19 protein-coding genes are annotated in these 22,330 nt (G+C 45.0%); 4 read left to right on the top strand and 15 right to left on the bottom strand.

Features of this window, described 5'->3' with window-relative positions:
- Positions 1–16 precede the first annotated feature (16 nt).
- Positions 17–1,036 (top strand): NAD-dependent epimerase, encoded by a 1,020-nt coding sequence (locus ACOJRU_RS12320; protein WP_421132036.1) that lies wholly within the window; start codon positions 17–19, stop codon positions 1,034–1,036.
- 102 nt (positions 1,037–1,138) lie between these two features.
- Here ACOJRU_RS12320 and ACOJRU_RS12315 read toward each other — a convergent pair whose 3' ends face one another.
- The 5 genes from ACOJRU_RS12315 to ACOJRU_RS12295 all read right to left on the bottom strand — a co-directional run bounded on the left by ACOJRU_RS12315 (position 1,139) and on the right by ACOJRU_RS12295 (position 8,370).
- Entirely contained in the window at positions 1,139–2,038 is a 900-nt protein-coding gene (locus tag ACOJRU_RS12315; protein WP_421132035.1) for a patatin-like phospholipase family protein, read from the bottom strand.
- A gap of 161 nt (positions 2,039–2,199) precedes the next feature.
- Positions 2,200–3,120, bottom strand: coding sequence for a hypothetical protein (locus tag ACOJRU_RS12310; protein ID WP_421132034.1), 921 nt, complete (start codon positions 3,118–3,120; stop codon positions 2,200–2,202).
- A 171-nt stretch (positions 3,121–3,291) separates the two neighbouring features.
- Entirely contained in the window at positions 3,292–5,475 is a 2,184-nt protein-coding gene (locus ACOJRU_RS12305; protein ID WP_421132033.1) for a malate synthase G, read from the bottom strand.
- A gap of 99 nt (positions 5,476–5,574) precedes the next feature.
- On the bottom strand, positions 5,575–6,519 hold the full coding sequence (locus tag ACOJRU_RS12300) for a LysR family transcriptional regulator (protein ID WP_421132032.1): 945 nt from the start codon (positions 6,517–6,519) through the stop codon (positions 5,575–5,577).
- 255 nt (positions 6,520–6,774) lie between these two features.
- Positions 6,775–8,370 (bottom strand): isocitrate lyase, encoded by a 1,596-nt coding sequence (locus ACOJRU_RS12295; protein WP_421132031.1) that lies wholly within the window; start codon positions 8,368–8,370, stop codon positions 6,775–6,777.
- A gap of 347 nt (positions 8,371–8,717) precedes the next feature.
- Between ACOJRU_RS12295 and ACOJRU_RS12290 the strand changes: the two genes are divergently transcribed.
- From ACOJRU_RS12290 to glsB, 3 genes are all read left to right on the top strand, one after another.
- Positions 8,718–9,671 (top strand): chemotaxis protein CheV, encoded by a 954-nt coding sequence (locus ACOJRU_RS12290; protein ID WP_421132030.1) that lies wholly within the window; start codon positions 8,718–8,720, stop codon positions 9,669–9,671.
- Positions 9,672–9,905: 234 nt separating this feature from the next.
- On the top strand, positions 9,906–11,312 hold the full coding sequence (locus tag ACOJRU_RS12285) for an alkaline phosphatase (protein ID WP_421132029.1): 1,407 nt from the start codon (positions 9,906–9,908) through the stop codon (positions 11,310–11,312).
- Positions 11,313–11,334: 22 nt separating this feature from the next.
- The gene (glsB, locus tag ACOJRU_RS12280) at positions 11,335–12,255 is read left to right on the top strand and encodes a glutaminase B (RefSeq protein ID WP_421132028.1); all 921 of its coding nucleotides are present in this window, start codon (positions 11,335–11,337) and stop codon (positions 12,253–12,255) included.
- Positions 12,256–12,314: 59 nt separating this feature from the next.
- On the opposite strand, the gene ACOJRU_RS12275 is transcribed toward glsB, so the two are convergent.
- From ACOJRU_RS12275 to ACOJRU_RS12230, 10 genes are all read right to left on the bottom strand, one after another.
- Complete coding sequence (locus ACOJRU_RS12275; protein ID WP_421132027.1) at positions 12,315–13,100, bottom strand: hypothetical protein; 786 nt, start codon at positions 13,098–13,100, stop codon at positions 12,315–12,317.
- Between the two features lie 315 nt (positions 13,101–13,415).
- Positions 13,416–14,471 (bottom strand): lipocalin-like domain-containing protein, encoded by a 1,056-nt coding sequence (locus ACOJRU_RS12270; RefSeq protein WP_421132026.1) that lies wholly within the window; start codon positions 14,469–14,471, stop codon positions 13,416–13,418.
- Between the two features lie 71 nt (positions 14,472–14,542).
- A complete protein-coding gene (locus tag ACOJRU_RS12265) occupies positions 14,543–17,149 on the bottom strand; it encodes an FtsX-like permease family protein (protein ID WP_421132025.1) in 2,607 nt (868 codons plus the stop codon).
- The gene (locus ACOJRU_RS12260; protein ID WP_421132024.1) at positions 17,149–17,802 is read right to left on the bottom strand and encodes an ABC transporter ATP-binding protein; all 654 of its coding nucleotides are present in this window, start codon (positions 17,800–17,802) and stop codon (positions 17,149–17,151) included. The genes ACOJRU_RS12265 and ACOJRU_RS12260 overlap by 1 nt, the downstream gene beginning before the upstream one ends.
- Before the next feature lie 179 nt (positions 17,803–17,981).
- Positions 17,982–18,683 (bottom strand): VC0807 family protein, encoded by a 702-nt coding sequence (locus tag ACOJRU_RS12255; protein ID WP_421132023.1) that lies wholly within the window; start codon positions 18,681–18,683, stop codon positions 17,982–17,984.
- A gap of 46 nt (positions 18,684–18,729) precedes the next feature.
- Positions 18,730–19,269, bottom strand: a complete 540-nt coding sequence (locus tag ACOJRU_RS12250; protein WP_421132022.1) for a rhomboid family intramembrane serine protease — start codon at positions 19,267–19,269, stop codon at positions 18,730–18,732.
- Positions 19,270–19,393: 124 nt separating this feature from the next.
- Complete coding sequence (locus ACOJRU_RS12245) at positions 19,394–20,560, bottom strand: glutathionylspermidine synthase family protein (RefSeq protein WP_421132021.1); 1,167 nt, start codon at positions 20,558–20,560, stop codon at positions 19,394–19,396.
- 3 nt (positions 20,561–20,563) lie between these two features.
- A complete protein-coding gene (locus ACOJRU_RS12240; RefSeq protein ID WP_421134762.1) occupies positions 20,564–21,136 on the bottom strand; it encodes a DUF1190 family protein in 573 nt (190 codons plus the stop codon).
- A 111-nt stretch (positions 21,137–21,247) separates the two neighbouring features.
- A complete protein-coding gene (locus ACOJRU_RS12235) occupies positions 21,248–21,664 on the bottom strand; it encodes a DUF350 domain-containing protein (RefSeq protein WP_421132020.1) in 417 nt (138 codons plus the stop codon).
- A 14-nt stretch (positions 21,665–21,678) separates the two neighbouring features.
- Positions 21,679–22,323 (bottom strand): YjfK family protein, encoded by a 645-nt coding sequence (locus tag ACOJRU_RS12230; RefSeq protein ID WP_421132019.1) that lies wholly within the window; start codon positions 22,321–22,323, stop codon positions 21,679–21,681.
- Positions 22,324–22,330 lie beyond the last annotated feature (7 nt).

The raw sequence follows: 22,330 nt of genomic DNA, 5'->3' as shown, positions 1-22,330 counted from the left end.
TTTACAAGGAAACCTCGTGAAAATACTTGTCACCGGCGCGGCCGGCTTTATCGGTGCTGCGGTATCTCAATACTTAATAAACCGAGGTGACGAGGTGGTCGGTATTGATAACATTAATGACTACTATGATACCGCACTAAAGTACGCACGTTTAGATTCGATAAAAACCAGCGAAGCGGCAAATAACTTCACGTTCATAGAGATGGGTGTTGAAGACCGCGATGGCATGGCAAACCTTTTTGAAGCACAAAAGTTTGACCGCGTCGTGCATCTTGCGGCGCAAGCCGGTGTGCGCTATTCGATAGAAAACCCTAATGCATATGTCGATTCGAACTTGGTAGGGTTTGTAAATATTCTTGAAGGGTGTCGCCATAATAAAGTGGGGCACTTGGTGTATGCCTCGTCAAGCTCGGTATACGGTGCAAATGAGACTATGCCGTTTTCAGAGCAGCATAATGTCGACCATCAAGTTAGCTTGTATGCAGCCTCTAAAAAGGCCAATGAGTTAATGGCGCATACGTATAGCCACCTTTATGATTTGCCTACCACTGGCTTACGGTTTTTCACCGTATACGGCCCGTGGGGTCGCCCAGACATGGCATTATTTAAATTTACTAAAGCTATTTTAGAAGGCAAAACCATAGACGTATATAACTACGGTAATCACCGTAGAGACTTCACCTATATCGACGATATTGTTGAAGGGGTAGTACGCTCACTGGATAGAGTTGCCGCGCCAAACGATGCATGGAGCGGTGAAAAACCAGACCCAAGTAGCAGCAAAGCGCCGTATAAAGTGTACAACATTGGCGCGCAAACACCGGTACACCTTTTAAGCTTTATTGAAACGCTAGAAAAGGCACTGGGCGTAGAAGCGAAAAAAGCGCTATTACCTATGCAGCCTGGTGATGTGCCAGACACGTATGCTGATGTGTCGTCGTTAGTTGCTGATACAGGTTACAAGCCGTCTACATCGGTCGAGACGGGCGTCAAAGCGTTTGTTGATTGGTATCGCGGCTTTTACAACATCAACTAACCGTTGTCAGGTTACTCCTGTACTAATAAAAAAACGTCAAAGAAAAACGCCGTATTTACCCACGTAAATACGGCGTTTTGCGTTTGTCGTTCGCTTACGCGGTTAGGCTGGTGGGGCAATTACCGGGTCGTTAGCGGGAATGGTGTTAAGGTCTTGTGGTAAGTTTAATTGCGTACATTTTTTGGGTAAAAATTCTTTTGTAGTATGGTATCCCAGTTCGAAAAGTTGATGTTTCACTTCTGGTGATAACGAAAAATCTACCGCAGAAATATCCCCCGTATTCACCACTACCGTGTTATGCCAGTATTTTGCATTTACATACTCCCGTGATATGGCTGTCATAAAGGTACGTATCAACATGCTGACATACTGCGGTAGCAGCAATACGCTTTTTTTAATCACTGCGCGCTTTTGCGGAGCGCTTTGTAGCCTAAAGCACACCGTTGGGGTGCCATCTTTTTGCCAATCTTCAAATAATGCATCTTCAGATAAAATCGCACCATCTACCAATAGATGCTCTTTAAATGGCTTGAACGAGAAAATGAGGGGTATAGACATTGAATACCTTACCGCTTCAGATACTTTCATGTCTGGCGTGTTGTCTTTTCCGAATAAGACAGGGCCGCCGCCGTTTACGTCGGTGGCTAAAATGGTAAGGGCCATAGGTAAATCTTTAAACGTAGCGCCTTCAAGTTGTGCATCAATCCATGCTTCAAATACGTTACCCGACGATAACCCGCCTTCACGCAACAAACGCCACAGTGAAAACTCAGTAAACTGTTTAAAGTCGGTATCGACGGCAAGTTGTTTCATTTGTTCTACGGTGAAACCTTTTGCATAAAGCGACGCAATAATAGACCCACCAGAAACCCCGACTAAGGTGTCAAAATGAATGTTTAAATCTTGAAGGGCTTTTAAAATACCGATGTGGGCACTTAAACGGGTGCCACCGCCAGAGAAAATGGGCACGATACGGGATTTTTTTGTAACTTGCTCGGACATGTTCTACTTCCAGTGTCATCACGCACTTGCGCTTATATAAGCGTAGTCCAACCATGCCGTCGCGCCAATAGAATTGACAAGTAAATAGGCCATAAGCTACTAAAGAATAAACAAAAAAATACCGAAACAATAGGTGTCGGTATTTTTAACAGTGAAACGTGTTAGCTCTTTATACCCTGTATAGCGCGACGCGTAGACAAAAGTAACAAGCTCAAACAAAGAAGGCCCACAATGCCTGGCGATGTAACCTGTATCGATTGTGCAGGGTCTCTGGCCCATACGTTGATATGCGAGGCACCTTTCCCGCCGATATCTAGCGTATTAAACGTACCGCCTAGATTATAGGGCGTTTGCAAGTTCAATACCGAACGGGTGTTCTCTGATGCGAATATATCCTTAAAATCAATATTGTAGATAATAGATTGGTGTTTGCCTTTGACACTTCCAGACTTAATTGAAATGGCAAGCTGATCGAACAGTGCATACTGACCAAGAACTTGCTGCACAATATTCACAATACCGCTGACGTCGAGAATATTCAGGCTCCACGTTCCTGCATTACAATCGCCACTACTGCCGCTTGTGCAACTAAATGCCACGTTGAGCAGGTTGTCTAGGCTGGTTGCAGTTGTATTCCGCCCGTCTATTTCAGAACCGTCGCCAAGCGGCGCTGGCCCAATGCTAGAATAAGACGCATTAAAATGGCTATCTAGGTTAGCGAGGTGGATCCAACCCGGGTCGTTAGCAACACCATCGATGTCTAGCGCTTGTAAATCTGGGGTGTCGATGAAATGAAGGTAGTCAAAACCGCCTTCGCCATTTAGTAACCCGTCGTTGAGTTGGCCAATGTTTGGATCGGGTGAACTAAGCCCGTGCGCGTCATCGTTTCCAAAATAATACGCACATTGCGATGCATTGTAGGAGGTCGAAAGATAGTTACTGCCGGAGCTGACATCAGCAACAGTATTCAAGGTTAGGTTAGCAGTGTCACACCCTGACGAACTGCTGATTACGGCACCCTGGGCAGTCAAACCGCTGAGAGTGAAAAAAATAAACGTTAGCGTGTTTAATAGCTTTTTCATTTTGCAATCCAATGACGTTTCATAAACGAAAATTGCATAAGGCGTGCCAGTGTTAAAAAACTAAATTAACCAATTGCTTGTTAATTAAACAGGATAGGGCGACGAAGGGTCAGTAAAGAGAGCTGACAAAAAAGTCGGGCCTATGCCCGACTTTATAAGTTTTAATGTTGACTATCGCGCAGCAAGTGCCGCTTTCATTTCTCTTCTTCTTGCATGAAGAAGTGGCTCGGTATAGCCACTTGGCTGTTCTTTGCCTTTGAAGATAAGATCGCTTGCCGCTAAAAAGCCTATTGAGTTATCAAGGTCCGGCGCCATTGGAATATATTCGGCGTCACCGGCATTTTGCTCATCTACTAATACTGCCATGCGGCGTAGCGACTCTTTTACTTGGTCGACACTTACAATGCCGTGCTCAAGCCAGTTAGCAATGTGCTGTGAAGAAATACGCAGTGTTGCGCGGTCTTCCATTAGGCCAACATCGTTGATGTCAGGCACTTTCGAGCAGCCCACACCTTGGTGTACCCAGCGAACGACATACCCTAAGATGCCTTGAACGTTATTATCTATTTCACGCTTGATAACATCACGGGTTAAGGTAGAGGCATCAGCCAATAGTGGAATAGTCAGAATGTCGTCTAACCCACTAAACGTTTTATCCAGCTGCTGTTGTACACTAAATACGTTTACATCATGATAATGCAGCGCGTGTAACGTTGCCGCGGTCGGTGAGGGTACCCATGCGGTATTTGCCCCTGATTTCGGGTGGCCAATTTTAGTGTCCATCATGTTTTGCATTTCATCAGGAATGGGCCACATACCTTTACCGATCTGCGCTTTACCAGACAGGCCACAGCGCAAACCTACAGCAACGTTCGCCGTTTCATAGGCTTTAATCCAAGGCATGGTTTTAAGCGTGGCTTTATCTGCAAATGGGCCGGCTAGCATACTGGTATGAATTTCATCACCCGTTCTGTCTAGGAAGCCGGTGTTGATAAATACAACGCGGTCTGTTGCTTCTGCAATACACGCTTGCAGATTTACACTGGTACGGCGCTCTTCATCCATTATGCCCATTTTAAGAGTATTTGTGGGTACATCGATGATGGTTTCTATACGACCAAACAACGCATTAGCAAAGGCCACTTCTTCAGGCCCGTGCATTTTAGGCTTAACAATATAAATGCTGCCTTCACGGCTGTTGCTAAAAGTGCTGTTGCCAAGCAAATCGTGTTTGGCAATAAGTGAGGTCACTAAGCCATCCATAATACCTTCAGGCACTTCTTCGCCGTCAAATAACATGGCACTGTTTGTCATTAAGTGACCAACGTTGCGCACAAACATTAAGCTTCTGCCAGTTAACGTAACGGCATCTTGATTCGTGGCATGCTTTGACGGCGTATACACTCTGTCTGCGTTCATGGTGCGGGTGATGTCTTTTCCACCCTTGGTCATGTTTACGCTAAGTGTGCCCTTCATAAGGCCTAACCAGTTGCTGTACACCAAGGTTTTGTCTTCAGCGTCTACCGCTGCAACCGAATCTTCACAATCCATAATAGTGGTAAGTGCGGCTTCAATAAGTACGTCTTTCACGCCTGCAGGGTCGGTTTTGCCAATAGGGTGCGTTTTATCTAGCTGTACTTCAAAATGAAGGCCGTTGTGAACAAACAGCAGCGCCGTAGGTGCGCTGATATCGCCCTGGTAACCTTGCCACTGCTCTGTGTTCGCAAGGGTGGTAACATCGCCGTCGCTTAACATCATTGCGAGCTTGCCGGTTTCTACCTTGTACTGTGTAACGTCTGCATGGCTACCTTTAGCTAATGGAATCATCCCATCTAAATAAGACTTTGCTTTAGCAACCACTTTCTCGCCGCGAACGGGGTTGTAACTTTTGCCAGGCTCGGCGCCATTGTCATTACTAATGACATCGGTGCCGTAAAGTGCGTCATACAGGCTACCCCAACGCGCATTTACCGCGTTAAGTGCATAGCGTGCGTTGTTGATGGGCACTACCAGCTGAGGGCCAGCCATGGTGGCTATTTCCGCATCGACATTTGTTGTCGTTGCAGTCACCGCGCTAGGCTGTTCTACCAAATAACCAATCTTCTTTAGAAACGAAGTGTAATCATCACCAACAGGCTTATTACCGGCTTTGTGGTAATCGTCAATAGCGCGCTGAAGTTGTTCGCGTTTTTCGAGTAACGCGCGGTTTTGACCAATGAATTCTGCGAACAGGGCTTCTGCACCTTCCCAAAATGCGGTGGGCTCTACGTTGGTGCCAGGTAATGCTTGTTGATTGATGAACGAATCAAGCTCTGTAGCAACCTGTAAACGGCCTCGTGAAATGTATTCTTGCATAATTACCTCTATACCTATTCTGTGCTACCAGTGTAGAGAGTATAGAGGCAGTTTTTTAATTTATGGTTTGTATCTTTGTCATAATCAGCGTGAATATTGCTAGCTGCCGTTCATTTCACTCGCGACGTCGCTGATAAGACGACGCAACCAAATATGGCCTGCATCGTGATGAAGTAGCGCGCTCCACGCCATTTTTAGCGCAATAGGCGGAATGTCAAAAGGCGGCTCTTTAATTACCACCTCTGGATCGTTTTTAAACAGTTTCGCGGCTTTACTAGGAAGCGTTGCAATTAATTTTTGCGTTTTGGCGATTTGAAGTGCGGCATGGTAATGGCGAGTAAATACGCGAATAGCACGCTGTTTACCTATTTTGGTTAGCTCAGCATCTACCCATCCCAATTTTTGTACTTCATTTGGGTCGATACCCACACCTACACCAAACCCTGTTTTACTTACCCAAATGTGTTGAGCGTTTAGGTAACTGTCTAAGTCGCATCGTTCAACAAGCGGGTGGTCGGCGCTCATCACGCAACTAAAGGTGTCGTACCAAATTACTTTTTGATGGAACGATAAAGGCAACTCCTCAAACCGGTTTATTGCCATATCTACTTTACCTTGCTCTACGTCGTGAAATGTCACGTCACTTGGGGTAATTAAATCTAGCGTGATGTTTGGCGCAAGTTCAGCAAGTCGGCCCACCAACTCAAGCAGTAACGTACTTTCAGCGTAATCACTGGTCATGATACGAAAGGTACGGACACTGGTGAGAGGGTGAAAATCGGTTTCGGGTTGAATAGAGCTTTCTAACCGGCTAAGTACATCACGAATAATGGGCTGAAGTTCTAGGGCGCGCTTAGTGGGGGTCATGCCGTCGCTGGTGCGCACTAGTAAAGGGTCTTTGAATAGGTCGCGAAGACGCTTTAAGCCATTACTCATTGCTGGCTGAGTAATGCTGAGCTGGTTGGCCGCTTTTGTTACGCTGCCTTCTCGCAGTAATACATCTAAGTAAACGAGTAAGTTTAGATCGACCTTCGCTATATTCATTATTCTAATGCTCTTTATGAATTCAATTAAACACATCTATTATAAAGTGTTTTCAAACGAATGCTAGATAAGCGTTTAGTCTTATTCTTATTTGTGTTTTCACGTTAAGTTTATGAATTTACTAGTTAAAAGTGGGGGTGTGTAGGAGGCATGGTAACGCCGTGTGTTTTACTTGTTGCCTAAAATTAATAAATACCGTGAATAAAGAAGGGCACCCGAAGGTGCCCTGAGGAAAGGTTGGGAAACTTTTCCTTTTTAAACGTCGAACTGGTTCATGGTGTTGTCATCACCAGACGCTTTCAATGCGCCCTCACCAGAGAAGTACTCTTTGTGCGTATCACCTAGGTCAGAACCTGCCATTGCTTGGTGTTTAACACACGCAAGACCTTGGCGAATTTCTTGGCGCTGAACACCACGTACATAAGCAAGCATACCCTCTTCACCGAAGTAACCTTTAGCAAGGTTATCAGTAGATAGCGCCGCTGTGTGGTACGTAGGCAGTGTAATAAGGTGATGGAAAATACCCGCTTCGCGCGCTGCATCAGCTTGGAAGCTCTTAATTTTTTCATCAGCTTCTGCTGCAAGTTCACTGTTATCGTAATCTTCAGACATAAGCTTAGCACGGTCGTAACCAGACACATCTTTACCTTCTTCAGACCATGTATCGAATACTTGCTGACGGAAGTTAAGCGTCCAGTTGAAAGACGGCGAGTTATTGTAAACAAGCTTCGCGTTAGGTACTTGTTCGCGAATAGCATTTACCATTTCAGCGATTTGACCAACGTGTGGCTTTTCAGTTTCAATCCACAGTAAGTCTGCACCTTGCTGAAGTGATGTTACACAGTCTAATACTACACGGTCGAAACCTGAATTATCTTTAAAGCGGAATAAACCATTTGGTAAGCGCTCTGGCTTAACAAGCTGGCCGCCTTGCTTAAGTACAAGGTCGCCTTCGTTCAAATCTTCAACACCGTTTACAGGCGAAGTTTTAAGGAACGCGTTGTATTGTGCTGCTAAATCGCCTTCAGACAATGACACTGGGATCTTCTGAGTAAGGCCAGCACCAAGTGAATCGGTACGTGCAACGATTACGCCATCTTCAACACCAAGTTCAAGGAATGCATAACGTACTGCATTAATTTTCGCTAGGAAGTCTTCGTGAGGAACCGTTACTTTACCGTCTTGGTGACCACATTGTTTCGCGTCAGAAACTTGGTTTTCGATTTGGATACAACATGCACCCGCTTCAATCATTTGCTTAGCAAGTAGGTACGTTGCTTCTTCGTTACCAAAGCCTGCGTCGATATCAGCAATAATAGGTACTACATGTGTTTCGTAGTTCTCAATCTCTGCTTGAATCGCAGCCACGTCGCCGCCGTTTGCTTTTGCATCGTCTAACTTGTGGAAAAGATCGCCTAGTTCACGAGCGTCAGCTTGACGAAGGAAAGTGTAAAGCTCTTCGATAAGTGATGAAACCGACGTTTTTTCGTGCATAGATTGGTCTGGAAGCGGACCAAATTCAGAGCGAAGTGCTGCAACCATCCAACCAGATAGGTAAAGGTAGCTCTTGCTAGTAGTGCCTTGGTGTTTTTTAACAGACAACATTTTTTGTTGGCCGATGAAACCGTGCCAGCAACCTAAAGATTGCGTGTACTGAGACGTATCAGCATCGTATTCAGCCATATCTTTACGCATGATGCCAGCTGTATAACGAGCGATGTCTAAGCCCGTTTTAAAGCGGTTTTGTAATTTCATGCGGGCAGCATACTCTGGGTTAATTCCTTCCCAAGTACCTTTTTGTGCTGCTTTTAAGGTGGCGAAGTTATCAATGTCTTGTTGATATTGCGACATGCTCGTCTCTCCCGACTATAATTAAAATTCTTAACGTTGTTTTGCGATTACGCTGTAGGGCGTTCCCGTTAGTTCCATTTCATCCTAGTGCGGAGTTGAAGATAAGAGAAATATATAATTTGGATTGCCGTCATTCATACTGTGAATGTTTGCGTGGTGACACTTTACTCATAGAGACGAAAGTATAGTGAGCATTGAGTGATAAGAGAGAGTAAATTTATACCATCACGCACAAGGTGTTTTGTTAACAGGCAACGACGTTTAAAGATTAATAAGCGATAACGTGCTTCATGAGGTATTGCCTCGCGCGTTAATCGGCGGTTGTAGACTGAAAAGAAGTGAGCGATATGACTAATAGCGTACTGTCATCGGTAGATCAAAGAACCAAACTAGTCGGGGAGAACCGCTTAGAGCTACTCCTGTTTAGGCTAGGCTCCCGCCACATCTTTGCTATGAACGTGTTTAAAATCAAAGAGGTTATTGGCGTGCCTAAGCTTAATAACATGCCCGGATCGCACAGTAATTTGAAAGGCGTGATGAATTATCGAGGTGCCTCTATTCCCATTATCGATTTACGCCAAGCAATTAAAATGCGAGGTGGTGCTATCGGCGATGAAGCGAACAACGTAATTATCACTGAATATAATCGCAGTGTTCAGGGTTTTATCATTGGTCAAGTAATGAACATTGTGAATACGTCTTGGGAAACGATACAGCCACCACCTAGCGGTATAGGTAAATCAAACTATCTAACCGCTATCACACAGGTGAATGTAGGTGGCAATCAAGAGATTGTAGAGATAATAGATGTAGAAAAAGTACTGGCCGAAATTATCGATTATGACATTACCATTTCTGACGAAGTGCTCGATTCCAACATCGTTAATCATTTTGTAGGTAAGAAAGTACTGATTGTTGATGACTCTAGCACGGCACGTAAACAAATCTCAGATACGTTATCGCAGCTTGGCGTGACGATCATCGAGCGCAAAAATGGTGCACAAGCACTTGCGCTATTAAAGCAGTGGGCTGATGAGGGCAAGCGGCCAAGCGACGAAATACTGTTAATGTTTACCGATGCCGAAATGCCCGAAATGGACGGGTATCGCCTAACTGCCGAAGTAAGAGAGGATGCAAGAATGAGTGATTTATTTATTGCGCTTAATACCTCACTAAGCGGCAGCTTTAACGACGCCATGGTAGAAAAAGTAGGGTGCAACCGTTTTATTTCTAAATTTCAGCCAGACATGCTTGTTGATGTCGCGCAGCAGCGGCTTCGAGAATTTCTAGAGCAATCTTAATAACGAAGCGCTACTTAACGACAACTTTACGATTCTTAACGTAAAGTTTTGAGGTACGCCTCGTCCTGATTTACACTAGCGTTATTACGAGTAACGTTTTGTGTAGTGAACACGTTTCAAAAGCGTCGGTTTATATCTCTTTTATCGCTTGTTTCGCAATACTACCAAAATAACGTTTTTCTTTTTATGTGCCTTAACGCTTTGGTGCATAGCTTATACTTCAGGGAAGTTTTCATGATTAAACAAAATATTCGCACAACGCTTATGCTTTGTGCCTCTGCCGCAGCATTGATTGGGTGCGGTGCTACTGACAATACGGTGAATACTGCCCCGCCAGCTCCACAACAAAATGTTCCAAAAAATATCATTATGGTGGTGGCTGATGGTATGGGCCCTGCTTATACCACGGCCTATCGCAATTTTGTTGACGACCCCAGCACGCCACACATCGAAAATGTCGTGCTAGACGATATTTTAGTAGGGAATGCATCAACGTACCCAGCAAAGGTTTCTGGCTATGTGACTGATTCTGCTGCCGCAGCTACTGCATTGGCAACAGGGGTTAAGTCGTATAATGGTGCCATTGGTGTCGACGTTAATAAGCAGCCTGTTCAATCGGTAATGCACTTCGCAAAATCAAAGGGCATGCGCACGGGATTAGCCGTCACGTCGCAAATTGTTCATGCCACGCCAGCGTCTTATATTGCGCATAATGAAAGCCGTAAAAACTATAATGCTATTGCCGAAGACTTTTTTGATGTTCGCGTAAATGGCGAGTTTGTTGCCGACGTAATGCTTGGCGGCGGTACGTCTTATTTTGCGCGCGACGATCGAAACCTTGTGGCAGAGTTTGTTGATGCAGGTTATCAGCATGCAGATTCTTATGAAAGTTTGGCGTCGGTACCGACTGGCAGTAATGTGCTTGGCTTGTTTGCACCGGTTGCGCTGCCATGGGTACTGGATGATAGCCGTAAAAATCGTCTTGAGTACATGACAAAACATGCTGTTAAGCACTTGGAAAACGAGAATGGCTACTTTCTATTAGTAGAAGCAAGTCAAGTTGATTGGGCAGGGCATGCAAACGATATTGCTTCGGCGATGACTGAAATGCACGACCTTGCGTTAACCATGTCATTTTTGCGTGACTATGTTGATGCCAACCCGGACACCTTAGTGATATTAACCGCAGATCATAGTACCGGCGGCCTTACCATTGGTGCGCGTGGTGACTATCGCTGGAGCCCCGAATTTTTACAAAACATGAATGCATCGGCAGGTGTTATTGCGCTAGGTATGGTAAATGAAGATAAGCCTGGTGATTATGTTGCTAAACAGCTTGGTCTTACTCTTACCGATGAGGAATTGGCCACGTTCGACAGTGTTGCTAAGCAAGATGATGCGACTCGTCTAAGTGCAGTGAAGACGTTTTTAGATAACAAAACTAATACCGGTTGGACAACAACTGGGCACACGGGTGTTGATGTTGAAGTATTTGCTTTTGGTGCAGGGCAATCCTCCTTTCAAGGGCAAATTGACAACACAGATATTGCCAAGAAAATATTTTCATTCATTGACAAAAACGTACCCACTTCACCACGAAGCGATATGGCGTTAACGACAACAGGCGAGGCATCGTATTAATAAGTCGATGTCAGCGAGCCGAATGGACGAAAATATAGAGGCGCTTCTTGAAGGAATTTTCGAAGAAGTAAAGCCAATGCTTGGGCAGGGGAAAGTGGCAGACTATATCCCTGCGCTCGCATCGGTGAACCCCAACCAGTTTGGTATCGCCATTTGTGATAACGAGGGGCACATCACGTCGTTAGGTGATGCTAATGTCCCTTTTTCAATTCAAAGTATTTCAAAAGTATTCAACCTTGCACTGTCAATCAACCACTACGGTGACACGATGTGGGACAGGGTAGGCTGTGAGCCATCGGGCTTACCGTTTAATTCGTTAGTGCAGCTAGAGTACGAAAATGGTATTCCTCGAAACCCATTCATCAATGCCGGCGCGCTGGTGGTCAGTGACATGGTGGAATCGCGCTTCGCATCGCCTCACGTTGCGATGCGAGACTTTGTTAGACGTTTGTCCTGCAACCCCGATATTATGGTAAACAAAGACGTTGCCGATTCAGAGTTTGAATACCGCGCAAGAAACGCCGCCATGGCGTATCTTATGAAAGCGTATGGCAACTTTGAAAACGAAGTGGAAGCGGTACTACATAACTACTTCCATAACTGTGCGATAGAAATGACATGCGCAGACTTGGCAAGAGCGACGAACTTTTTGGCTAATCGAGGCTTTTCGACCTGCGCAAACGAACAAGTGCTAACGCCCGATCAGAACCGTCAAGTTAACGCGTTGCTGGCCACTAGCGGTATGTACGATGAAGCTGGTAGCTTTGCGTTTAAAGTGGGGCTACCCGGGAAAAGCGGTGTAGGCGGCGGGGTTATTGCTGTCGTGCCAGGCCGGTTTTCAATCTGCGTGTTCTCACCTGCGCTTAACAGTGTGGGCAATTCACAATTAGGTGTGGCGGCACTCACCAGTTTAAGTAAACGAATTAACTGGTCGGTTTATTAGGTCGTAACACACAAAAAAAGCGCTGATGAACAGCGCTTTTTTCTATCACTCACTACTTACTATTTATGCGTATTAGGCTTACTTTTTCTTCTAAGCGCTACTGCAGCTACGCTTGCAATAAACAGCATCGACGTTGCCGGAGCAGATACCGGAACTGTGTCGACAAACACATTTATTGATGTAGACGTTACTAAGTCGTTCCCCGAGAACGCGCTAAGCGAAACGGTATACTGACCGGCTCCTACAGGGGCGCCTGGTAGAAAACCCATGTTCACAGAGTTTTGTGCGATGTTGAAGTCGTCTAACATACTGCTAAGATTGGACGTGCCATCTGCAGGAACAAAACTAGCGACGTTTGCCGCCGAGGATTTGTTTCCGTCAGCGTTAATCCATGAACTATTATTGCCCAAGTAATAACCTGTGCTAGTACCTGAAACAGGGTTGTAGCTTTGAATGTTCATTGCCGACGATGGATTGTAGTCTACGCCGATTAAATAGGTGTATGTACTTAACGGAGAATCACCATCTAGTGTGTCAGAGTTAATTGACCAGTCGAAGCTCCAAATAGACCTATTGCTTGGTACCGTTACGCCAGTAGAGTCAAACAAATAGTTTCCATCACTATCTTGTACAATACCAACGCCTAGTTGATCATTTGGCGACGCGTAACGTTGCTTAGCTCGTAATCCTAATTCAAGGTTGCCAGAAGTTGCGATGGTGAACCCCTGATTGGTATTCCCATTACCCCATATTATTCCGGGTGTAATAAGTGCTGCATTGGCAACGCCTGAGAATAAGAATATAGATAGTGAACTTAGCGTTATTAATTTTTTTATGTTTTTCATTTTTTTTCCCTATAACAATAGTGTTAACACCCAGCGTAAGCTATGACGCCAACGGGTGTTATACTTTAGTATAAGCAATTGCTGTTCCTTTATTTTATTTCTTAAATTTCAGTTTGTTATATATTGTTGGTGCAGGGGGATGTGGTTTTTGTAAAAAAAAGTGACAGTATTTGTTAACGATTTTTTAATTTTTTTGCTGTTGCTTTTTACTCGCACTTATTTTGATAAGGTACTGCGAACGTTATGTTCATATACAGGGGAAATGGCAATGAACACGCCGTGTAAAAAAAGCAGACACTTTCCGTGATACTCACTTCAATACCCCGTTAATTCTAAAAAGCCAGCGCCGCGATGACTGCCTGATACGTTAACTCGCCCCTCATAATAGGGGAATACGCTGTGATTCCATTGGTTTGGCTTGAAAGGGCTTATTGTAATATCAATGTCTCTAGTGGGAATTGACAGGGCCCAGCGAGTAGGTACCTGCTTTTCATCAATGCGTTCGGTGGCTAAAATTGAAAGCTGAATATCATCTTTTGTCAGGGTTTGTGACTGTCCTGTAGGTGAAATAAAGGTGCCTGTGGTGAAAGACTCTGAACCGGATGGACCTTCGCTTGATGTGTTGGGCGGTGTTGCGTGCATTTGAAACGCCATGAGTTTGCTTCCATCATCAAGGTGCAATGAAAACCAGTCCCAGCCTAATGCGCTGTTGTTAGCAAGGTGGCTTGTCCATTCATGATCAAACCAGCCGTTGCCCGATACCGCCACGTTCTCGCCGTTTATTTCAATATTGCCCGTTACTTCAATGTTCGGTTGGCTGTAGTAGTATGAGCGCAGCGACGCATCACGCGTTTTCTTGCTGTACCCATTGTTACCATGCTTTATGTAGGGGCCGGTTTGAACAAGAGATAGCGCCACGTTTACGTCTTTTTGAATAGTAATGTTTAGGTTACTAGGAAATAGCGCATTGGAGGTCGATTGCCACGACCAGTTGTCTATTGCGGCTTCGAAAGGCTCGGCAGTGACATTTGCATTGCCCACACCACCTTGTGCGAAGCGCTCTTCAAAGTAATGATGCTGGATTGTATGTAGTGAAGCGTGCCCCATCCATTGTTGGCTATTCGACCAGTCGTTTTTCGCTATATCGTCGCGCAAGAAGCGAAACAGTGTGTACTGCAGGCCGTAATCGTTACCGTTGCTATCTTGCAGTACAAACGTTAAATACCACCATTCAAGCTGGTAATCAGGGTGGCTTTTATGATCATTGGGCAAGGTTAGCGGCTTGTTTTCATCAACGCTTGCATGCAGCGTTGATGCGCGCATATCACCAAAAAAACTAGATGGTTTTTGAGGGTCACTGCAGCCAGTCATGCAGACTATTGCACACCAACTAATTATAAAAACGTGTCGATATGAGTGTTGAAAAAAGCCAGCGTCTATCATTACCACTCCTGCCGTAAATCGACTTTTTGTTTTATCTTACCAAGAGGCAGCAATAAGATAATTAATACTGTCGCAATGCCAAAGAACGCGCTGCTTGCGATAACCGATGTGTCGAGAATTAGCGGGTATACCCAATGAAATGCATAGCGATTTACCAACGTTATAAAAGCCCATGCTAAGAAAAGGCCAAAAGGAATGGCGAGCAGGGTAGTGATAATACACAGCAATAGGTACTGAGCAAATAACGCAGCTTTGATGCGAAGGGTACTAACCCCTAACGCGGCTAGCACACTAAGCTGAGACTGATTACCAAGTGCCAGCATGCTAAGTGATACAGCAAATGCTAACCCTGCCACGAGCAAGGTGGTAATGTTTAAGCCATGGGTGAGAACAAAAGTTTTATCGAACGTGTCCATAGAAAGACGCAGTAACGCGTCTCGTGTGTAAAGCGTACCTTGGGTGTTTAACATTGCATGGTGTGGGGTAACATTCCCCGTTAACGCTACTATGCCAGAGAAGGTAGAGGGCGCATTAAATAATCGTTGAGGAAGCAGCACTTGTGCATGAATGTTGCCGTAGTCTGGATAAACGCCTAATACCTGCCATTGCTGCTGTTTTATTGCATTAAACATCGCATCGGTATCGTCGGTGCGTTTATTGGATAATTGATTAGACGATGTGTTATCAAGTGGCGTAAGGGTAACAGTATCACCAGGCGTAACCTTATATTTGAATGCAAATTGCTGATTAATATATATGCCCTTGCCACTGGCAAAGTACTGCGTGCTATTTGCTATTGTATTTTGAAGCACTAACGTTTGCTGGGCGGCGTCAGTGGCTACAAAACTTCTAAGCCTTATAGGTGCGGCAACATCGCCGATATGGGCAATGGCACGCCTGCGGTACACCGGTATGGCGGTTACATTATTTGGAATACGTAATGCATCAATCTCGCTTTCTGTATATAGATAAGCTGGCGCGTCTAAACGCTGTGACAACCAACTTTCCGTCGCTTCTCTAAAGCTATCGGTCATTACGTTCATACCGACGTTAGCGGTAAGTGCAATGAAAAAGGCACTAATGGCTAGCTTTGTCTTGTGTGATAACCCGTGTGTACTTGCTGAAATGTAATGCAGTATTGGCCTATTTTTAGGGGTGTAGTGTTCAATAAGTTTGGTTAGGAGCGGCAGCCAGACGATAATTAACAGACAGCTAATCACTAAAACATACCCAATAAATAGCAACGCTTCCAAGGTTGAGCTAACAAGGCAAAGGCCTAAATAAAAGGTAAGTAAAGACACTACTGTGCCTATCAGTACTTTTGAAACCGTGGGGGCAGCAGGAGGTGTTGTACTGCGTTTATTCAGTGCATACTTAATCTGTTTTGCAGGGAGTAATGAAAAACCTGCCAACGCTAAAAAGGTCACCGCAACGCTTTGAAAAAATAGCGATAGCAAGGTTACATTCGGGGTTACGAAAAGCGAATTAAACAACGAGCTAAATGTCGAGGAAAGTATTGGCGAAAGCAATACTGCGCCGTTAAAACCAATCACTAAACCTATGGCGCAGCCAATCATGCAATACAGTAATAGCTCGCAAAGTAAGCTTATGCTTATTGTACGCGCCGGAATACCAAGTTGACGTAGCCTAACGATGTTAGGTAGTCGGGTGCGATACATTAAATTGAGTGCGTTGAGAATAATGAATAACGACACCACACTCATTAATATGCCCATGGCCCACAGGTTAAGTTTAAAACTGTCTGGTAGTGAGCCAGTATCAGTGAGAGTGGGAGGGCGTTGAATAGTTAAGTGCTTTGGCAGGTGCGTGAGTAATGGCTGAATGTCAGTGTCATTTAGCGCAGTCATAAATACTGCGCCCGACAGCGGCGTATTGTTAAGCGTGCGACCCTGCGTATAAAAATCTGATAACGCTAACAACAACGAGCCTCGAGGCACGTAGCGACTGGTGCTTATGTCGAGGTGTTGCGCAATATGGCGTGTTGATTTTTGTGTTATCTCTTGTGTTTGTGAATACGTGCTCGACGTAATAAGAACCCTGCTGCATGTTGTGGTATCGACAATAGTGGGGTGTGCCAATGCTGCCATGCTGGAGGAGGCAGCATTGTGCATACCGGCCGTTGAAGCGCCGGGCGAGGCAAATAGTGCAATCGAGCTATCTAACCCTTTTTCAAACTGACTGCCGTTGAGTGAAAGCAACGCTTGTGCGTCTATTCCTATCAGGCTTAATGTCGGTGCTTGAGAAGTTGACGAAGGCTGGGGGGGATGTTGCGCATCAAAAGACGGGCAGTTAACATGAACATCCTGCTGAGAAAAGGCCACAAGTTGTGTGTAGCCTTGTCGCCTTAGGGCTATGTAGTCACGTTTTGTAAACGCCTCTCCTTTTTTTGCAACCACCATAGCGTTGCTGAACAAGGTGGTTTGGGTACTGACCAGTTCCCCTTGCTCGGCACCTTTGTTAATTAGCAGTACCGTGATTAAGCCGGCGTTGGCGACAATGATTGCTAACACAATAAGCAGCGGCTCCCACGGTCGCTTTTTGCTCATTGCCAGTAATGTCCTGAAGGTATGGGAGATTAACCCCATTATGCGCGCTCTCGTTTTAATTGACCCTTGTGAAGCCAATAGGGAGTGTTAGCTTTTTGTGCGACGTCTTCGCTGTGCGTTACAACAACCAAGGTGGTATTTAACTGCTTACACACATCGAAAAGCGTATTGGCGACAAGTTCGCTAGTGTCTTCATCAAGGTTGCCGGTAGGTTCGTCTGCTAAAATAAGCGATGGCTTATGCACAAGCGCTCTGGCAATGGCAGCACGCTGTTGCTCCCCCCCTGATAATTGAGAGAGTGGTGCATCTGCTAGCGGCAAAATGCCAAGCATGTCCATTAATGCTGCTTGAAATTCCTTATCAACATTGCCTTTTAATCGACTGGTAAAGGCCACGTTGTCCCACACCGAAAAACAATCGAATAAGTTATAGCTTTGAAACACAACGCCAAGATGATGACGTCTAAATTCATCGGCATTTTTCATTGCCAATAATGCGTTGCCGCCGATTGAAATGTCACCAGACGTAGGGGTGTCAAAGCCTGCGATAAGCGAGAGTAACGTTGATTTTCCGCAGCCTGAGGCGCCGCGAATACTGACACTGTCACCTTGGTTCACAATAACGCTAAGGTTATTAATTATCGGTGTGGTTTGCTTTGGAAACGTTTTAGTAAGTTGCTTGAGTACTAGCATGGCGACACGTGTCTATAATACGTAACGTTAGTACGGGCTATGTGTAATAAAGCTCAACACGCAGTACCAAAATTATCCGCTACGTACTGCATTTTTCTATTGAAGATGGGGCTGCTGTTCCCGCGCTTAACAGTGGTAATTAAGCGCGAGAGCAAAGCGAAGGCGATAGCCCGCATACGTTACTGGTTAATAAAATTATCTAACTCTTCGCCGGTAAGCTTTTTGATTTGAGCAAACAAATACCACAACGCCGCAATCAACAGGATCATACTTGGAATAACAATAACGGGGTAACTCAGTGCCGTCATTTTGCCAAGCTCTTCGGTGTAGGCTGTTGTACCTGGCTCGCTTACCAGTATCATTTTCGCCAAAATATAATTTAGGGCTGATGAAAGAAAAAACGAACTGGCGACGATATACGAGCTTACCGCTATTTTATGTTTAAACGCACGCTGCTTATTTTGTTCGTCTAATACCTTGTTCAAGTACGGCCAATTAATAATCTGATCATTTAGAATGAGCATTTTTACCAACGGCTTATCGGAATATTGGGTAACCAATACGGCAAGGCCAATTATGCCAGGAATAGCCGCTTCTTTAATGGCGATGTATTCAGCGGGAAGCTTAAGTAAGCTGAATCCGCCGGTAAGCAATACGCTGATAATACCAAGTATAGAGAAGCCGTTTACCTTGCCCGACGCTTTTAAGTCCCACAGACCGTAGCCTATCGGAAAGCTAAGTGCGGCCACCACACTCCATGCAGGTCCTAGATAATTCTCTGAGCTGGTATAGCTCATTATCACTACGGGGATGATAATGTTGAACGCAAGATTCCCGAAGAAACCTTGGTTTTTTTGTGTAGGTTGTTGTGCTGCTGTCATAATACTTTTAGCCGCTATAATAATACTGCAATTATACGTAAACCAATTATCGTGCCCAGTACCAAGCGGCAAATAAACCACCTAAAAAGCCAAATAAATGATATTCAAACGAAATAAACCGTGAACTGGGAAGTACGCCTACCAACATGCCGCCGTAAATAACGGCAACCACAATAGAAATCAGTAAGTACCGTTTCTTGTTTCCAATAAAGCCCGCCAGCACCAAAAAACCAAAGTAGCCGTATACCATGCCGCTAGCGCCTATGTGTATGGCACTTCTCCCCAATAACCACACACCAATGCCACCAATAACCATTGCGCATAGTGTCGCTGCAATAAATGTGCGCTTTCCCCATTGCATGGTAAGCCACATGAATAACAGAAGGGGGACAATATTTGCGAAAAGGTGTGCGGGTGACCCATGTAGAAATGGAGCAGTAAAGATATAGGGTAAATGTGAAAGCGTGCGCGGTATTACACCGAATTGATTTAGCATATTACCGGTAAATAAGTTAATTACTTCAAGCAAGATAAGCAGCGCGCCGACAAAGAAAAGCAGCTTTATTTGTAACGATAGTGGCTTCATTGAACTTCACTCTGTAATAAATTTAAGGCAATGGACGAGGGAGTAAACGCCGATACATTCACGTTGTTACGAACAGGAACGCTATTTGGTTGAGCCCATCGTTACCGAACTATTCGTTTAATTATCAAAGAATAATGTGCGGTAAGTAGCGAGATAAGTCCTGTGTAATGGCTGACGCGTCTTCTCTTACCGAAATTCCGCCGGGCATGTCATCAACCAACCAGCTACCTATTAACGTGTGATTCCCATCAAAAACGGGAAGTGTCGAGAATGCCTGAATAATAAAACCTTCTTCACCGTAAGGGCCCGAGCTCAATTCAGATTCTTTACCTTCTTCAATCATCGAGATATTCGCGCCTTCGCGCGAGAAAAGTGGCTTTTTAACCCATTTTCCGCTGATATCCTTCGTTTTAACGTCATCTGCAAAATAAGCTGGGAGCAGGTTGGGGTGGCCCTCAAACATCTCCCACAATAACGGCAGTAGGGCCTTGTTTGAGAGGATTGCTTTCCAAGCGGGCTCTATCCAATTGACGCCAGCATCGCCCAGTGCATCGCCGAACTCTTCTCGAAGCATGAATTCCCATGGATACAATTTAAAGCAATCGGTAATCGGGTTATCGCTAAGGTCGGTAAACACACCGGTATCGGCAAGACCAATATCTTCAATAAACACAAAGTCGTTATTAAGGCCGGCCTCGCGCGCGCAGTCTTGTAAATACTGTACCGTTCCACGGTCTTCAACGGTGTCTTTACAGCATGAAAAGTGCATTTGGTTTATACGATAGTGTTCGGCAATTTCTTTGAAGCGAAATACCAACTTTTCTTGCAGGCTATTAAATTGGTCAGCATTTCTCGCCAGCATGGTCGACTCAACGCCTTGTTCTAACCATAACCACTGCCAAAAACCAGATTCATAGAGGCTGGTGGGCGTGTCTGCATTGTTTTCAAGCAGCTTGGCTGGGCCTTTACCGTTGTAAACAAGGTCAAGCCGAGAGTACAAACTTGGATCGTTTCGCTGCCAGCTGTCTCTTACCGCGTCCCAATGTTGCTTTGGAATACAAAAGCGTGCCAACAGTGCTTCACTGTTTACGACGCGATCGACAACGGCAAGACACATTTGATGCAGTTCAGCAGTTGGGTCTTCAATGTCATTTTCAATTTGTGACAACGAGAATTGATAATATGCACTTTCATCCCAGTAAGGCTCGCCGTACATGGTATGAAAATGAAAGCCAAATTCGTTGGCCAATTGCTGCCACCCTTTTCTAGGCTGGCATGGCACTCTTAACATGCGTTATCCGCCCCAGCCGCCTTTACGAGAACTACTTCCCCAAGAAGACTTCGCTCTTACGCTACTACCAAACCCGCCTCGGCTCATGGTTTTGTTTACGGTTGGCTTAGGTTTAAGGGTGTCTGGCTTAACTCTAAAGTTACGATTTCTAATATCACCACCAAACACATGGCCGTCGGCCGTCACCCATCGTGAACGATAAGGCGAGTTATAGGCATAAGAGGTATACAAAGGTTGTGAATAATAGCGGCTAGGTGATAGCAACTGGCTAACCATATAACCGGCCATAAACGGCATAAAGAAGCTACCGCTGTTGGTGGTAACGTTTCGGCACTGATTAGGGCCAAATTCCGATTCACAATCGTATTCAGAACGATATCGAGGGCTGGTTCGTTCCGCTTCCTCTAGTGCGGTTTGATAAGCTGCTTCACATTGCGCGGCGGCGTTGGGCAAGTCTTGCTTACAGTCTTCAATAGAGGTGTAAACCTGCGCATCTTGTCTATTATCAGAGCATGCTGCAATAAAAACACTCGCCACACCAATGGCTAACGGCTTAACATTAAATGCCTTGCGCATGCGGGTAAGGTCAATATTTGCACTTCGTTTTCGAGGGTGGTGGTTATTTTCACTGGTTGACAGTGTGTTTTTGACCGCCTCGGTTTGCTTTGATGTACTCATCATGCCCCCTTAGTACGTCATGCACGCTGCGTTTAATAAGCCAACGGCAACAGACATACAGCCAAGCATCACACCAGCAGCAATTTCATTGTTATTAATACGCTCTGCAATTTTCGGCATAAAGGTGTAGCGTAACAAAACAAACGCGAATGATTGTGCGATAACGGCTACCAGAGCCCAGATAATAAAATCGACCAACGCCACAGAGTGAGAGGCGGCACTACCAAGCGCAATCGCGAAACCAATAATTGCCCCGCCAAACCCAATGGCCGCGGCCACATTCTTGTCTTCTTTTACCAACTTCCATTCATCGTGCGGGGTGACTAAGGTGTACACCACTTTGAATATAAATAAAAAGACGATGGATAAACCAAAATAGAGCGCGAAGTTATCAAGCCCTGCCAATGATTGCATTACCGTTTCCATACTTTATCCTTATTTTAACCATTTATTGTGATGTCTGCAGGTTGTATATCAAACCCTGTTGAAATAACCAAGCAGCGATCAAAATTATTACCGACTAATTTTTCTTCACCTACGACTAATAACGACTCAACTCTGCCGCCGTCAATTGGGCGTTCATATAGCATCATAAACTGATCGGTAGTGCTGATGTCTTCATCTTCTTCATAGGTTTTTTCTGTTACCGCCACCGGAGGGGATACGTCACCTACAGCCTCCCACACTCGCGTGTAGGTGTTACCTTCTAATTCAAAGGTAGGTTGGCTAATGATATTGTCTAAACACGCTTTCCACTGGGCTTCATTGCCAATAGTTTTGGTTTCATAGAAGTACCAAAGCTTCACATCGGTAATATGGTTTTCAGTGAGGCCACCATCTAATACCACTTGCAGAAAACTATCGTCGTCGGTGTAAAACCGCAGTAGCGTACCACCGGTGTCCAGTGGTGCTTCGCCAACGGCTTGAATTAACTGTGAACGTGCCGCACCTTCAATGACCAAGTCAGGTTCAATAAGCGAAAGCTTAAGGTTGTCTAATTCGAACGAGCCGCCTAGATAAAGTCCCATCACCTCAGGCGCTTTGGGTTTCTGAGGCTCAGATTTTTTGAAAAGTTTTTTGAACATTAGCGTG

The sequence above is a fragment of the Alteromonas algae genome (assembly GCF_049117195.1).
In the GTDB taxonomy this organism is placed as follows: domain Bacteria; phylum Pseudomonadota; class Gammaproteobacteria; order Enterobacterales; family Alteromonadaceae; genus Alteromonas.
The sequence above is the reverse complement of the archived record's forward strand: the minus strand, read 5'-3'. Positions and strand labels throughout refer to the sequence as shown.